Below are 14,013 nucleotides of genomic sequence, written 5' to 3' on the forward strand. Positions count from 1 at the left end.
CATGCGAGAGTAGGACACTGCCAGGCATCAAATAAAGCAACAAGCCCTACGCGCAAGCGTGGGGCTTTTTGTTTTGGTGGGTATCTAGCCAGAGAATTAGTATATACCTACAGCTATAAATAAACGCTAATGATATACATAGCGCTTTATAGATATAGCTACATTTCACCTTATCCTTCCTCGCTTAATAAGTGGCTAAAGAAAGTTATATCGCTACCAGCTTGATAGTTTCCATATCAAATATTTAACTACTGCATTGATTAATATTGGATTATTCCTGTATCACTACGCTGTTAAGTGATATTTGTCAGATTTACGTCGTCAAAGGGATAACAATCACAACAAATAATAGCCACACGCGTTTAATCGAGTAGACTAAGCGATAATATGTTCTGCAAGAGTATTTACTATCATGTCTACTGAAAGCGCTTCTTTAAAAAACCACAATACGTTTGCGCTCCCGATCAATGCTGCGCAACTGGTCATAGCAGAAAAAATCGAACTGATGATCAAGGTATGGCAGAAGTCGCAAAAGCGGCAAGAGCCATTACTGATACTTGGTGAAGGAAGTAACGTGCTGTTTCTTGAAGATTTTGCCGGCACGGTCATGATCAATAAATTGCATGGCATTAACGTTCGCGAAGAGCAGGATGCTTGGCATTTACACGTCAGCGCCGGCGAAAACTGGCATAAGTTGGTCAGCCATACGTTGGAAAAGGGTATGCATGGCCTGGAAAATCTGGCCCTGATACCGGGTTGTGTCGGTTCGGCACCTATACAGAATATCGGCGCTTATGGCGTTGAGCTGAAAAATGTCTGTGAATATGTTGATTTGCTGAGTTTCAGAACGGGTGAAATAGATCGCATGAGCCCAGAGCGTTGCGAATTTGGCTATAGGGAAAGCATTTTCAAGCATCAATATAGAACCGGTTACATCATCGTTGCCGTGGGGCTGAAGCTTAACAAGACGTGGCAACCTTCGCTGGGTTATGGCGATCTGACCAAACTGGATCCTGCGAGCGTAACGCCACGGCAGGTGTTTGATGCCGTCTGTGAGATGCGCCGCAGCAAGTTGCCTGACCCAAGGATCACCGGCAATGCCGGCAGCTTCTTTAAAAATCCGGTTGTTAGCGCAGAGGCCGCAGCCAACCTGCTGGCGAGCTATCCAACCATGCCACATTTTCCGCAGCATGACGGGCAGGTAAAATTGGCCGCGGGCTGGTTGATCGATCAATGCCAGCTTAAAGGTTATCGTATCGGTGGAGCTGCCGTACACAGTAAACAAGCCCTGGTGCTGATAAACCAGGGCGATGCGCTGCCACAGGATGTCGTCGCTTTGGCACGGCACGTGCGTAATACCGTAGCCGACAGGTTCGATGTTTGGTTAGAGCCTGAGGTGCGTTTCATTAGCGCTACAGGCGAGGTAAATGCCGTGGAGGTGCTTTCATGAAAGATACCAAAATCCCTTTAAAGCTTATTTCATCATTGTCAGATGGAGAATTTCATTCTGGCGAGCAACTGGGTGAAGAGCTGGGCATGAGCCGGGCAGCGATTAATAAACATATCCAGACGATTCGTGAATGGGGAATGGACGTCTTTACGGTGCCAGGTAAGGGGTATAGTTTACCTGCACCTATCCAGCTGCTGGACGCGCAACGTATATTGCAACGGCTAGCTGATAAGCGTGTAACCGTACTGCCGGTTGTTGATTCAACCAACCAGTACCTGCTTGACCGTATCACCGATCTGGCATCAGGCGATGCCTGTGTCGCTGAATATCAGCAGGCGGGCCGAGGACGACGTGGACGGCATTGGGTATCTCCGTTCGGCGCCAACCTTTACCTTTCGATGTTCTGGCGGTTGGAGCAAGGGCCTGCGGCGGCAATTGGCCTGAGCCTGGTTATCGGTATTGTCATGACCGAGGTGCTACAGCGTCTCGGCGCCGAAAAGGTTCGCGTTAAGTGGCCAAACGATCTATATCTGAACGATCGAAAGTTGGCCGGGATTCTGGTAGAACTGACCGGTAAAACAGGAGATGCGGCGCAATTGGTGATTGGTGCCGGCATTAATCTGGCGATGCGCGAAACCAATGCTGATGCTATCAATCAAGGTTGGATTAACCTGCAGGAAGCCGGTATTACTATCGATCGTAACGAGCTGGCCGCGATGTTGCTTAATGAAATGCGCAGGGCATTACGGCAGTTTGAACAAGAAGGGCTGGCACCATTTATTTCGCGCTGGCGCAATTTGGATAACTTTATCGATCGACCAGTAAAGTTGCTGATTGGTGAACAGCAGATATTCGGTATTGCCCGTGGTATCGATCAGCAGGGTGCTTTGCTACTCGAGCAAGACGGTGAGTTAAAACCGTTTATTGGTGGCGAAATATCACTGCGAAGCGCCGAATAATCTTAAATTATCAGGGGGCATCCGCTCCCCTGATATATCTGGTTTATTTTCTTAAGCGCACGCTTTCAACCGCATGATTGGCGCTTTTAGTCATGATGAGACTTGCACGCTCGCGAGTTGGTAGGATGTTTTGCTGTAAATTCAGACCGTTAATCTCGTTCCATAACTGCGTGGCAATATTTACCGCTTCGCTTTCAGACAGCTTGGCATAGTTATGGAAATACGAATCCGGATTGGAAAATGCGCCCTGGCGGAATTTGAGAAAACGGTTGATATACCAGGTTTGCAGTAAATCTTCAGGCGCATCAACATATATGGAAAAATCAACAAAGTCTGAAACAAATACATGATGCGGATCATGTGGATAATCCATACCGCTCTGCAAGACATTAAGGCCCTCCAGAATCAATATATCGGGTTGTTCTATTACCTTATTACCCTCAGGCACAACATCATATATCAGGTGCGAATAAACCGGCGCAGTGACGCGCTTGGCACCAGATTTCACTTCTGAAACGAATTTCACCAGGCTATGCATATCATAGGATTGGGGAAAGCCTTTCTTCTTCATTAGACCACGTTCATTCAGCACCTTGTTAGGATGCAGAAAACCATCGGTGGTGATCAGCTCTACGCTGCGATGTTCCGGCCAGCGGCTAAGCAGGGCTTGCAGCAAACGCGCTGTGGTACTTTTGCCTACGGCCACGCTGCCGGCAATACCAATCACATACGGTATTCTCTGGCCGTCAGTGCCAAGAAACTGTTCCAGTACAGCCTGACGGCGCAGGTTCGAACTGATATAGAAGTTCAGCAGTCGCGAAAGCGGCAGATAGATTTGCGCTACTTCCTCCAAAGAGAGATCTTCGTTAATCCCTTTTAGTTTAACGATCTCTTCTTCCGACAACGTCAGCGGCACCGAATCTCGCAACGCAGCCCATTGGGTACGATCGAACTGTAGATAAGGCGTCGCTAAAGATTGATCTCTTTTTATCATAAGCCAAATTCTGCCTGTTAACGCAGGTTGGGAACGGCGCCGGACGCCAACTCCAGATAATAAACAAGCTGCATATTATAGATAGCTGGCTTTCAGGCGTAGACTTTTTTCGAAAATGTTGTCGATCGACAGCAGATTATGTCAATTGTGCGAACGGGCACGCACTGATAATGAGAGAGCTGCAAACGCTATTCACAGGCGTTGAGCCTGCTTATGCAGCGTGTGAGCGACCTAATCGCGGTCAGGTTGATACCATACCGTTAGGCTGCCCGAGTGCTAGAGATGACGTGGCAGTCAGTAGCCTACAGTCACGCGACATGAGAACGTTATCATTGGTAATCGCGGGCTAACAACGTGGAGATGTGCGTTCTGCGCCGGGGGACCAGGCAAACTCGATGCATCAATGAGAGTTATCAATATGGATATGCAAACGACGCGGTTAACACCCGCGAAAAATTCGTGAAGCAGATAAAATGAAGCGAATGATTGATGTTTATTTGTACGCCGCACTGGCGGAATTGCCGGACATTTTGCAAATTTGGGTAATTTATGAGCGAAAGTGCACGTAACGCAATTTTTTTGTTGCATAGGCCGCCCGCTCTACCTAGAATGCGCTGCACTTGATGCCGGCTTAGCTCAGTTGGTAGAGCAACTGACTTGTAATCAGTAGGTCACCAGTTCGATTCCGGTAGCCGGCACCATCAAGTACAAAAGATAAAATCTGGTGGGGTTCCCGAGCGGCCAAAGGGAGCAGACTGTAAATCTGCCGTCACAGACTTCGAAGGTTCGAATCCTTCCCCCACCACCAATCTTGTCTTCGGCAAAAGCTTGCGGGAGACGAAGGCGATAGCCTTCAACGGTTCGGGTTGTACAGCGCATCTGATGCTGTATGACGCGAAGGGTTAGGAATCAAGCGATCTGTTTCCCACCCTAAAATTCTACAGAAAAATCAGGTAGCCGAGTTCCAGGATGCGGGCATCGTATAATGGCTATTACCTCAGCCTTCCAAGCTGATGATGTGGGTTCGATTCCCACTGCCCGCTCCAAGATGTGCTGATATAGCTCAGTTGGTAGAGCGCACCCTTGGTAAGGGTGAGGTCGGCAGTTCGAATCTGCCTATCAGCACCACTTCTTATTTTCTCGCCCCCTGATTTTCATTCTGTTATAGATTCAGCAAGCATATGCTTGGTTGATGTGGTGATACCACCGATTTATCCGTGTCTTAGAGGGACAATCGATGTCTAAAGAAAAATTTGAACGTTCAAAACCGCACGTTAACGTCGGTACTATCGGCCACGTTGACCACGGTAAAACTACCCTGACAGCGGCAATTACCACCGTTCTGGCTAAAACCTACGGCGGTGCTGCTCGTGCTTTCGACCAGATCGATAACGCGCCAGAAGAAAAAGCCCGTGGTATCACCATCAACACTTCACACGTTGAGTATGACACCCCGACTCGCCACTACGCGCACGTTGACTGCCCAGGGCACGCCGACTACGTGAAAAACATGATCACCGGTGCTGCGCAGATGGACGGCGCAATCCTGGTTGTTGCTGCGACTGACGGCCCTATGCCTCAGACCCGTGAGCACATCCTGCTGGGTCGTCAGGTTGGCGTTCCTTACATCATCGTGTTCATGAACAAATGTGACATGGTTGATGACGAAGAGCTGCTGGAACTGGTAGAAATGGAAGTTCGCGAGCTGCTGTCTGCTTACGATTTCCCTGGTGATGACCTGCCGGTAGTTCGCGGTTCTGCGCTGAAAGCGCTGGAAGGCGAAGCCGAGTGGGAAGCTAAAATCATCGAGCTGGCTGGTCACCTGGATTCTTACATCCCAGAACCAGAGCGTGCAATCGACAAGCCGTTCCTGCTGCCAATCGAAGACGTATTCTCCATCTCCGGTCGTGGTACCGTTGTTACCGGTCGCGTTGAGCGCGGTATCATCAAAGTTGGCGAAGAAGTTGAAATCGTTGGTATCAAAGACACCGTTAAGTCTACCTGTACTGGCGTTGAGATGTTCCGCAAACTGCTGGACGAAGGCCGTGCTGGTGAGAACGTTGGTGTTCTGCTGCGTGGTATCAAGCGTGAAGACATCGAACGTGGCCAGGTTCTGGCTAAACCAGGCTCCATCAAGCCACACACCAAATTCGACTCAGAAGTTTATATCCTGAGCAAAGAAGAAGGTGGTCGTCACACTCCATTCTTCAAAGGCTACCGTCCACAGTTCTACTTCCGTACTACTGACGTGACCGGTACCATCGAACTGCCAGAAGGCGTAGAGATGGTAATGCCAGGCGATAACGTGAACATGGTTGTTACCCTGATTCACCCAATCGCAATGGACGACGGTCTGCGTTTCGCAATCCGCGAAGGCGGCCGTACCGTAGGCGCGGGTGTTGTTGCTAAAGTTATCGCTTAATCGCTGATAATATTTGACGCGACACGCGGTAAAAGGGCATCATTTGATGCCCTTTTTCTACGCTGTGAACTAGAACCTATCTCATCAGCGATTTTGCAGTCATAATCATTGGTGAGATGGGCTCTTAAACCGTATTGACTGAAATACGTCATAGCGTAAACACCGAGTGCTGTTTAGCAGCATCTGATCGGTTTGGTTTGCCTCGCTTTGCGAGGCAAAGTTGTTTGTTCTGAATCATAAGTGACAGGTTGGTTTATGAGTGCGAATACCGAGGCTCAAGGGAGCGGGCGCGGCCTGGAAGCGGTTAAGTGGCTGATTGTCGCCGTTCTGTTGGTTGTGGCTATTGTCGGTAATTATTACTACCGCGATTTCAGCCTGCCATTGCGCGCGCTGGCTGTTGTAGTGGTTATTGCTGTTGCGGGCGGCATTGCCCTGATGACCACCAAAGGCAAGGCTACCGTAGCGTTTGCGCGTGAAGCGCGTACCGAAGTCCGTAAAGTGATTTGGCCAACCCGCCAGGAAACGCTACATACCACGTTGATCGTCGCCGCGGTAACTGCCGTGATGTCACTGATTCTGTGGGGGCTGGATGGCATTCTGGTCCGTTTGGTATCGTTTATTACTGGCCTGAGGTTCTAAAATGTCTGAAGCTCCAAAAAAACGTTGGTACGTCGTTCAGGCGTTTTCCGGTTTTGAAGGTCGCGTAGCGCAATCGCTGCGTGAGCACATCAAACTGCATGATATGGAAGAGCTGTTCGGCGAAGTGATGGTGCCTACGGAAGAAGTGGTTGAAATCCGTGGTGGTCAGCGTCGCAAGAGCGAGCGCAAGTTCTTCCCCGGCTATGTGTTGGTACAGATGGTGATGAACGATGCCAGCTGGCACCTGGTGCGCAGCGTGCCACGCGTGATGGGCTTCATCGGCGGCACTTCCGATCGTCCGGCGCCTATCAGCGACAAAGAAGTTGACGCCATCATGAATCGTCTGCAGCAGGTAGGTGATAAACCACGGCCGAAAACGCTGTTTGAACCAGGTGAGCTGGTACGTGTCAACGACGGTCCATTTGCCGACTTTAATGGCGTGGTTGAAGAAGTTGACTACGAGAAGAGCCGCCTGAAGGTTTCGGTTTCCATTTTCGGCCGTGCAACGCCGGTGGAACTGGACTTCAGCCAGGTTGAAAAAGGCTGATTGAATAATCAGCAACACAAGCCGAATTGATGCTTGTAAGAGGCGTGAAATTGAACTACAATTTCGCGCCTTTTGTTTTTAGATGCCTTGCTCAGCATGATGGGCGGGGTGAAACACGGGGAGCCTCTTGCGAGGCGATACTACCCAAACGAGGAAATTTACATGGCCAAGAAAGTACAAGCCTACGTTAAGCTGCAGGTTGCAGCTGGTATGGCTAACCCGAGCCCGCCAGTCGGTCCAGCTCTGGGTCAGCAAGGTGTTAACATCATGGAATTCTGTAAGGCGTTCAATGCTAAGACTGACAGCGTTGAAAAAGGCCTGCCGATCCCGGTTGTTATTACCGTTTATTCTGATCGCTCCTTCACTTTCGTTACCAAAACTCCGCCAGCAGCAGTACTGCTGAAAAAAGCGGCTGGTATCAAGTCTGGTTCCGGTAAGCCGAACAAAGACAAAGTTGGTAAAGTGACTCGTGCGCAGGTACGTGAAATCGCAGAAACCAAAGCTGCGGACATGACTGGTTCTGACGTTGAAGCGATGACTCGCTCCATCGAAGGTACTGCTCGTTCCATGGGCCTGGTAGTGGAGGATTAAGAGATGGCTAAGCTGACCAAGCGCATGCGCGTGATCCGTGACAAAGTTGATGCTACTAAACAGTATGACATCACCGAAGCTGTTGCTCTGCTGAAAGAGCTGGCCACCGCTAAATTCGTAGAAAGCGTTGACGTTGCCGTTAACCTCGGCATCGATGCACGCAAATCTGACCAAAACGTTCGTGGCGCTACCGTTCTGCCACACGGTACCGGTCGTTCAGTTCGCGTTGCCGTATTTGCCCAGGGCCCTAACGCTGAAGCTGCTAAAGCAGCTGGCGCAGAGCTGGTAGGTATGGAAGATCTGGCTGACCAGATCAAGAAAGGCGAAATGAACTTCGACGTGGTTATTGCTTCTCCGGATGCAATGCGCGTTGTAGGCCAACTGGGCCAGGTTCTGGGTCCACGTGGCCTGATGCCAAACCCGAAAGTGGGTACCGTTACTCCGAACGTTGCTGAAGCTGTGAAAAACGCCAAAGCAGGTCAGGTTCGTTACCGTAACGACAAAAACGGCATCATCCATACCACTATCGGTAAGGTTGATTTCGAGTCAGACAAACTGAAAGAAAACCTGGAAGCTCTGCTGGTTGCGCTGAAAAAAGCAAAACCATCTCAGGCAAAGGGTATGTACATCAAGAAAGTTAGCCTCTCCACCACCATGGGTGCTGGCGTTGCTATCGATCAAAGCGGTTTGTCTGCCGCAGCGAACTAATCGTTTAACGATTAATCGCTTTGACTTGGGGCATATTTTCACCTAGAATCTTATGCCCCAAGGTTTTGCTATAGGTGAATCGCCTATAGCGAGACAACAGAATTTTCGGTTGGAGCCTGGCCTAATCCAGGCCTCCGTCCAAGACCGCAGGTGTATCGCAAGATACTTAATCTTCCTGCGTAGACGGTGACAGAGCCTAAAGAAATTTTTTAATGAATGTCTTTGCTGGATTCTGCTCACCGTGTTAAGCCGCTCGGCATGGCGCTTTTGCAAGATGCCGAGTGAAGTGAGTTCCGGGGTATTCCCCCGGCTAATCCAGGAGCAAAAAGCTAATGGCATTAAATCTTCAAGACAAACAAGCGATTGTTGCTGAAGTCAACGAAGTAGCCAAAGGCGCGCTGTCTGCGGTTGTTGCGGATTCCCGCGGCGTTACCGTAGATAAAATGACTGAACTGCGTAAAGCAGGTCGTGAAGCTGGCGTTTACATGCGTGTTGTTCGTAACACCCTGATGCGTCGCGTAGTTGAAGGCACTCCATTCGAATGCCTGAAAGACACGTTTGTCGGTCCTACCTTGATTGCATTCTCTAACGAACACCCGGGCGCTGCTGCTCGTCTGTTCAAAGAGTTCGCGAAAGCGAATGCAAAGTTCGAGGTTAAAGCTGCGGCCTTTGAAGGTGAGCTGATCCCTGCGGCACAAATCGACCGCTTGGCAACTCTGCCTACTTACGATGAAGCAATCGCACGCCTGATGGCAACCATGAAAGAAGCCGCTGCCGGCAAATTGGTTCGTACTCTGGCTGCTGTGCGCGATCAGAAAGAAGCTGCATAAGCCGCTCTTTCTTAGCCTTTGCTAACGTATTTACACTATTTCTGAATTTTAGGAACAATTGTTATGTCTATCACTAAAGACCAAATCCTGGAAGCAGTAGCAGCTATGTCCGTAATGGACGTTGTTGAGCTGGTTTCCGCTATGGAAGAAAAATTCGGCGTTTCTGCTGCTGCCGCTGTAGCTGTTGCTGCAGGTCCAGCTGAAGCTGCTGAAGAAAAAACTGAGTTCGACGTTGTACTGTCTGCTGTTGGTGGCAACAAAGTTGCTGTTATCAAAGCAGTACGTGGCGCAACCGGTCTGGGCCTGAAAGAAGCTAAAGACCTGGTAGAATCTGCTCCAGCAGTACTGAAAGAAGGCATCAGCAAAGACGACGCTGAAGCTCTGAAAAAATCTCTGGAAGAAGCTGGTGCTTCTGTTGAAGTTAAATAAGTTTAACTTCTCAGAGTACAGTCTGGCTTAACAGACTGATGGCTGGTGACTTTTTGGTCACCAGCCTTTTTGCGCTGTAGGGCGTCAGTAGAGTTTCACACTGTTTGGCTACTGGCTAACCCCAATATTTTTTTCTATCGACGACTTAATATACTGTCCTTCCTGCCGCAGCCGAATCTGCCGCACAGCACAATGAAATGATTTAAGAGTGATAGAAACAGGTATTGCGGAAAGTGTTCCCGCTTTCCGGTCGACAAAATGGTGTTGCATGAACTGTCCTATTCGGACGGACAGAGTGGGTCACTGATCAGCGAGCTGAGGAACCCTATGGTTTACTCCTATACCGAGAAAAAACGCATCCGTAAGGATTTTGGTAAACGTCCACAAGTTCTGGACATACCATATCTCCTTTCTATCCAGCTTGACTCGTTCCAGAAGTTTATCGAGCAAGACCCAGAAGGGCAGTACGGCCTTGAGGCCGCATTCCGTTCTGTATTCCCAATCCAGAGCTACAGTGGCAATTCGGAGCTGCAATACGTTAGCTACCGTCTTGGTGAGCCGGTGTTCGACGTCAAAGAGTGCCAGATTCGTGGTGTGACGTTCTCTGCACCGCTGCGCGTCAAACTGCGCCTGGTAATCTACGAGCGAGAAGCACCGGAAGGTACGGTTAAAGACATCAAGGAACAAGAAGTCTATATGGGCGAAATTCCGCTCATGACCGACAACGGTACCTTTGTGATCAACGGTACTGAGAGGGTTATCGTATCTCAGCTGCACCGCAGCCCTGGCGTATTCTTCGACAGCGATAAGGGTAAAACCCATTCATCGGGTAAGGTGCTGTATAACGCACGTATTATCCCTTACCGTGGTTCCTGGCTGGATTTCGAGTTTGACCCGAAAGACAACCTGTTCGTGCGTATTGACCGTCGCCGCAAACTGCCTGCGACCATCATTCTGCGCGCGCTGAACTACACCACTGAGCAGATCCTTGACCTGTTCTTTGAAAAAATTACGTTCGAGATTCGTGATAACAAGCTGCAGATGGAGCTGGTTCCAGAGCGTCTGCGTGGTGAGACCGCTTCGTTTGATATCGAAGCCAACGGCAAGATCTACGTAGAGAAAGGCCGTCGCATCACCGCTCGTCATATCCGTCAGCTTGAAAAAGACGAAATCCAGAGCATTGAAGTACCGGTTGAGTACATCGCGGGCAAGGTTGTTGCGAAGGACTACATCGATACCAATACCGGCGAACTGATCTGTGCTGCCAACATGGAGCTGTCGCTGGATCTGTTGGCCAAACTGAGCCAGTCAGGCCACAAGCGTATTGAAACGCTGTTCACCAACGATCTGGACCACGGTGCGTACATTTCTGAAACCGTACGCGTCGACCCGACTAACGATCGTCTGAGCGCGCTGGTAGAGATCTACCGCATGATGCGCCCTGGTGAGCCGCCAACGCGCGAAGCTGCTGAAAGCCTGTTCGAGAACCTATTCTTCTCGGAAGACCGCTACGATCTGTCTGCGGTTGGCCGTATGAAGTTCAACCGTTCCCTGCTGCGCGACGAGATCGAAGGTTCGGGTATCCTGAGCAAAGACGACATCATTGAAGTGATGAAGAAGCTCATCGATATCCGTAACGGCAAAGGCGAAGTGGACGATATCGACCACCTCGGCAACCGCCGTATCCGTTCCGTTGGCGAAATGGCAGAGAACCAGTTCCGCGTAGGTCTGGTTCGTGTTGAGCGTGCGGTTAAAGAGCGTCTGTCACTGGGCGATCTGGATACCCTGATGCCTCAGGACATGATCAACGCCAAGCCGATTTCGGCGGCGGTGAAAGAGTTCTTCGGCTCCAGCCAGCTGTCTCAGTTTATGGACCAGAACAACCCGTTGTCAGAGATCACGCACAAGCGTCGTATCTCCGCATTGGGCCCGGGCGGTCTGACCCGTGAACGCGCCGGCTTCGAAGTGCGAGACGTACACCCGACCCACTACGGTCGCGTATGTCCAATCGAAACGCCGGAAGGTCCGAACATCGGTCTGATCAACTCCTTGTCCGTGTACGCACAGACCAACGAGTATGGCTTCCTGGAAACCCCGTACCGCCGCGTGCGTGACGGTGTGGTTACCGATGAAATCAACTACCTGTCTGCCATTGAAGAAGGCAACTTCGTTATCGCCCAGGCGAACTCCAACCTGGATGACGAAGGTCGCTTCGTGGAAGACCTGGTCACCTGTCGTAGCAAGGGCGAATCAAGCCTGTTCAGCCGCGACCAGGTTGACTATATGGACGTATCGACCCAGCAGGTTGTCTCCGTTGGTGCTTCACTGATTCCATTCCTGGAACACGATGACGCCAACCGTGCATTGATGGGTGCGAACATGCAACGTCAGGCGGTTCCTACCCTGCGTGCTGACAAGCCGCTGGTTGGTACCGGTATGGAACGTGCCGTAGCCGTTGACTCCGGCGTTACCGCCGTAGCCAAGCGTGGCGGTGTGATCCAGTACGTGGATGCTTCCCGTATCGTTATCAAGGTTAACGAAGACGAGATGTATCCGGGCGAAGCAGGTATCGATATTTATAACCTGACCAAGTACACCCGTTCGAACCAGAACACCTGCATCAACCAGATGCCGTGTGTCAACCTGGGTGAGCCAATCGAGCGCGGCGACGTACTGGCAGATGGCCCGTCCACCGATCTGGGTGAGCTGGCGCTGGGTCAGAACATGCGCGTCGCATTCATGCCGTGGAACGGCTACAACTTCGAAGACTCCATCTTGGTCTCCGAGCGCGTGGTACAGGAAGATCGCTTCACCACCATCCATATTCAGGAACTGGCGTGCGTGTCTCGCGACACCAAGCTGGGGCCGGAAGAGATCACTGCTGACATCCCTAACGTGGGTGAAGCTGCGCTCTCCAAACTGGATGAGTCCGGCATCGTGTATATCGGTGCTGAAGTGACCGGTGGCGATATTCTGGTTGGCAAGGTAACGCCGAAGGGTGAAACCCAGCTGACGCCAGAAGAGAAGCTGCTGCGCGCGATCTTCGGTGAGAAAGCGTCTGACGTTAAAGACTCTTCTCTGCGTGTGCCAAATGGCGTTTCCGGTACGGTTATCGACGTGCAGGTCTTCACCCGCGATGGCGTGGAAAAAGACAAGCGTGCGTTGGAAATCGAAGAGATGCAGCTGAAGCAGGCGAAGAAAGACCTGACTGAAGAACTGCAAATCCTGGAAGCCGGTCTGTTTGCACGTATTCACGCGGTGCTGGTTGCCGGCGGCGTTGAAGCTGAGAAGCTTGCCAAGCTGCCACGCGATCGCTGGCTGGAACTGGGTCTGACCGACGAAGACAAGCAAAACCAGCTGGAACAGCTGGCAGAGCAGTACGACGAACTGAAATCCGACTTCGAGAAGAAGCTGGAAGCCAAGCGTCGCAAGATCACTCAAGGCGACGATCTGGCACCTGGCGTGCTGAAAATCGTCAAGGTGTATCTGGCGGTTAAACGTCAGATCCAACCGGGTGATAAGATGGCAGGCCGCCACGGTAACAAGGGTGTTATCTCCAAGATCAACCCGATCGAAGATATGCCTTACGATGAAAACGGCACGCCGGTTGACATCGTACTGAACCCGCTGGGCGTACCATCACGTATGAACATCGGTCAGATCCTGGAAACCCACCTGGGTATGGCTGCCAAAGGTATCGGTGAGAAAATCAACCAGATGCTCAAGCAGCAGCAGGAAGTGGCCAAACTGCGTGAGTTCATCCAGAAAGCGTACGATCTGGGTGATGACGTTTGCCAGAAAGTTGACCTGAACACCTTCAGCGATGACGAAGTATTGCGTCTGGCCGAGAACCTGAAAAAAGGTATGCCAATCGCAACGCCAGTGTTCGATGGTGCGAAAGAAACTGAAATCAAGCAACTGCTGGAAATGGGTGGCATCCCGACTTCTGGTCAGATTACGCTGTTCGATGGCCGTACCGGTGAGCAGTTCGAGCGCCAGGTTACCGTTGGCTATATGTACATGCTGAAACTGAACCACTTGGTTGACGATAAAATGCATGCCCGTTCAACCGGCTCTTACAGCTTGGTTACTCAGCAGCCTCTGGGTGGTAAAGCGCAGTTCGGTGGTCAACGCTTCGGTGAGATGGAAGTGTGGGCGCTGGAAGCATACGGCGCGGCTTACACCCTGCAGGAAATGCTTACCGTTAAGTCGGATGACGTTAACGGGCGTACCAAGATGTACAAAAACATCGTGGATGGCGATCACCGCATGGAACCAGGCATGCCGGAGTCCTTCAACGTGCTGTTGAAAGAAATCCGCTCGCTCGGTATCAACATCGAACTGGAAGACGAGTAATCGTCGTTCCGGCTCTGGCTCCCGGCCTTAGGGAGCCAGAGGGTGGTTGTTCAGGTCACACGGGTACCCACGGCGGTTGTGGGTACCC

Annotated in this window: 11 protein-coding genes and 4 tRNA genes; 14 read left to right on the plus strand and 1 reads right to left on the minus strand. The window is 50.9% G+C overall.

What is annotated here, in order from left to right; genetic code table 11:
• The first annotated feature begins 412 nt into the window (after positions 1 to 412).
• Together murB and birA are read left to right on the plus strand one after the other, a co-directional pair.
• Complete coding sequence (gene murB, locus NYE85_RS06230) at positions 413 to 1,450, plus strand: UDP-N-acetylmuramate dehydrogenase (protein ID WP_259003768.1); 1,038 nt, start codon at positions 413 to 415, stop codon at positions 1,448 to 1,450.
• The gene (gene birA, locus NYE85_RS06235; RefSeq protein WP_259003769.1) at positions 1,447 to 2,409 is read left to right on the plus strand and encodes a bifunctional biotin--[acetyl-CoA-carboxylase] ligase/biotin operon repressor BirA; all 963 of its coding nucleotides are present in this window, start codon (positions 1,447 to 1,449) and stop codon (positions 2,407 to 2,409) included. The genes murB and birA overlap by 4 nt, the downstream gene beginning before the upstream one ends.
• 43 nt (positions 2,410 to 2,452) lie before the next feature.
• On the opposite strand, the gene coaA is transcribed toward birA, so the two are convergent.
• Positions 2,453 to 3,403, minus strand: coding sequence for a type I pantothenate kinase (coaA, locus tag NYE85_RS06240; protein WP_004957720.1), 951 nt, complete (start codon positions 3,401 to 3,403; stop codon positions 2,453 to 2,455).
• 625 nt (positions 3,404 to 4,028) lie between these two features.
• Here coaA and NYE85_RS06245 point away from each other — a divergent pair.
• The 12 genes from NYE85_RS06245 (at position 4,029) to rpoB (ending at position 13,925) form a co-directional block, all read left to right on the plus strand.
• Positions 4,029 to 4,104: transfer RNA gene (locus tag NYE85_RS06245), tRNA-Thr, on the plus strand.
• A 22-nt stretch (positions 4,105 to 4,126) separates the two neighbouring features.
• A tRNA-Tyr gene (locus tag NYE85_RS06250) sits at positions 4,127 to 4,211 on the plus strand.
• Positions 4,212 to 4,374: 163 nt separating this feature from the next.
• Positions 4,375 to 4,449: transfer RNA gene (locus tag NYE85_RS06255), tRNA-Gly, on the plus strand.
• 6 nt (positions 4,450 to 4,455) lie between these two features.
• Positions 4,456 to 4,531, plus strand: a tRNA-Thr gene (locus NYE85_RS06260).
• Positions 4,532 to 4,640: 109 nt separating this feature from the next.
• Positions 4,641 to 5,825, plus strand: a complete 1,185-nt coding sequence (gene tuf, locus NYE85_RS06265) for an elongation factor Tu (protein ID WP_259003770.1) — start codon at positions 4,641 to 4,643, stop codon at positions 5,823 to 5,825.
• A 255-nt stretch (positions 5,826 to 6,080) separates the two neighbouring features.
• On the plus strand, positions 6,081 to 6,464 hold the full coding sequence (gene secE / locus NYE85_RS06270) for a preprotein translocase subunit SecE (protein ID WP_259003771.1): 384 nt from the start codon (positions 6,081 to 6,083) through the stop codon (positions 6,462 to 6,464).
• A gap of 1 nt (position 6,465) precedes the next feature.
• On the plus strand, positions 6,466 to 7,011 hold the full coding sequence (gene nusG, locus NYE85_RS06275) for a transcription termination/antitermination protein NusG (protein ID WP_004929914.1): 546 nt from the start codon (positions 6,466 to 6,468) through the stop codon (positions 7,009 to 7,011).
• A 162-nt stretch (positions 7,012 to 7,173) separates the two neighbouring features.
• Positions 7,174 to 7,602, plus strand: coding sequence for a 50S ribosomal protein L11 (rplK, locus tag NYE85_RS06280; RefSeq protein WP_015376316.1), 429 nt, complete (start codon positions 7,174 to 7,176; stop codon positions 7,600 to 7,602).
• Positions 7,603 to 7,605: 3 nt separating this feature from the next.
• Positions 7,606 to 8,310 (plus strand): 50S ribosomal protein L1, encoded by a 705-nt coding sequence (rplA, locus tag NYE85_RS06285; RefSeq protein ID WP_004957738.1) that lies wholly within the window; start codon positions 7,606 to 7,608, stop codon positions 8,308 to 8,310.
• A 332-nt stretch (positions 8,311 to 8,642) separates the two neighbouring features.
• Complete coding sequence (gene rplJ / locus NYE85_RS06290; RefSeq protein WP_004957741.1) at positions 8,643 to 9,140, plus strand: 50S ribosomal protein L10; 498 nt, start codon at positions 8,643 to 8,645, stop codon at positions 9,138 to 9,140.
• Positions 9,141 to 9,203: 63 nt separating this feature from the next.
• Positions 9,204 to 9,569, plus strand: a complete 366-nt coding sequence (rplL, locus tag NYE85_RS06295) for a 50S ribosomal protein L7/L12 (RefSeq protein WP_004957744.1) — start codon at positions 9,204 to 9,206, stop codon at positions 9,567 to 9,569.
• 327 nt (positions 9,570 to 9,896) lie between these two features.
• A complete protein-coding gene (gene rpoB, locus NYE85_RS06300; RefSeq protein ID WP_259003786.1) occupies positions 9,897 to 13,925 on the plus strand; it encodes a DNA-directed RNA polymerase subunit beta in 4,029 nt (1,342 codons plus the stop codon).
• The last annotated feature ends 88 nt before the right edge of the window (positions 13,926 to 14,013 follow it).

It is taken from the genome of Serratia sp. AKBS12, from assembly GCF_024793895.1.
GTDB lineage: Bacteria > Pseudomonadota > Gammaproteobacteria > Enterobacterales > Enterobacteriaceae > Serratia_F.

What these genes read in the sequence shown, in the direction of transcription:
- rpoB (WP_259003786.1), top strand. Translation starts at nt 9,897, where the DNA reads ATGGTTTACTCCTATACCGAGAAAAAACGCATCCGTAAGGATTTTGGT.
- rplK (WP_015376316.1), top strand. Translation starts at nt 7,174, where the DNA reads ATGGCCAAGAAAGTACAAGCCTACGTTAAGCTGCAGGTTGCAGCTGGT.
- secE (WP_259003771.1), top strand. Translation starts at nt 6,081, where the DNA reads ATGAGTGCGAATACCGAGGCTCAAGGGAGCGGGCGCGGCCTGGAAGCG.
- rplJ (WP_004957741.1), top strand. Translation starts at nt 8,643, where the DNA reads ATGGCATTAAATCTTCAAGACAAACAAGCGATTGTTGCTGAAGTCAAC.
- birA (WP_259003769.1), top strand. Translation starts at nt 1,447, where the DNA reads ATGAAAGATACCAAAATCCCTTTAAAGCTTATTTCATCATTGTCAGAT.
- murB (WP_259003768.1), top strand. Translation starts at nt 413, where the DNA reads ATGTCTACTGAAAGCGCTTCTTTAAAAAACCACAATACGTTTGCGCTC.
- rplA (WP_004957738.1), top strand. Translation starts at nt 7,606, where the DNA reads ATGGCTAAGCTGACCAAGCGCATGCGCGTGATCCGTGACAAAGTTGAT.
- nusG (WP_004929914.1), top strand. Translation starts at nt 6,466, where the DNA reads ATGTCTGAAGCTCCAAAAAAACGTTGGTACGTCGTTCAGGCGTTTTCC.
- tuf (WP_259003770.1), top strand. Translation starts at nt 4,641, where the DNA reads ATGTCTAAAGAAAAATTTGAACGTTCAAAACCGCACGTTAACGTCGGT.
- rplL (WP_004957744.1), top strand. Translation starts at nt 9,204, where the DNA reads ATGTCTATCACTAAAGACCAAATCCTGGAAGCAGTAGCAGCTATGTCC.
- coaA (WP_004957720.1), bottom strand. Translation starts at nt 3,403, where the DNA reads ATGATAAAAAGAGATCAATCTTTAGCGACGCCTTATCTACAGTTCGAT.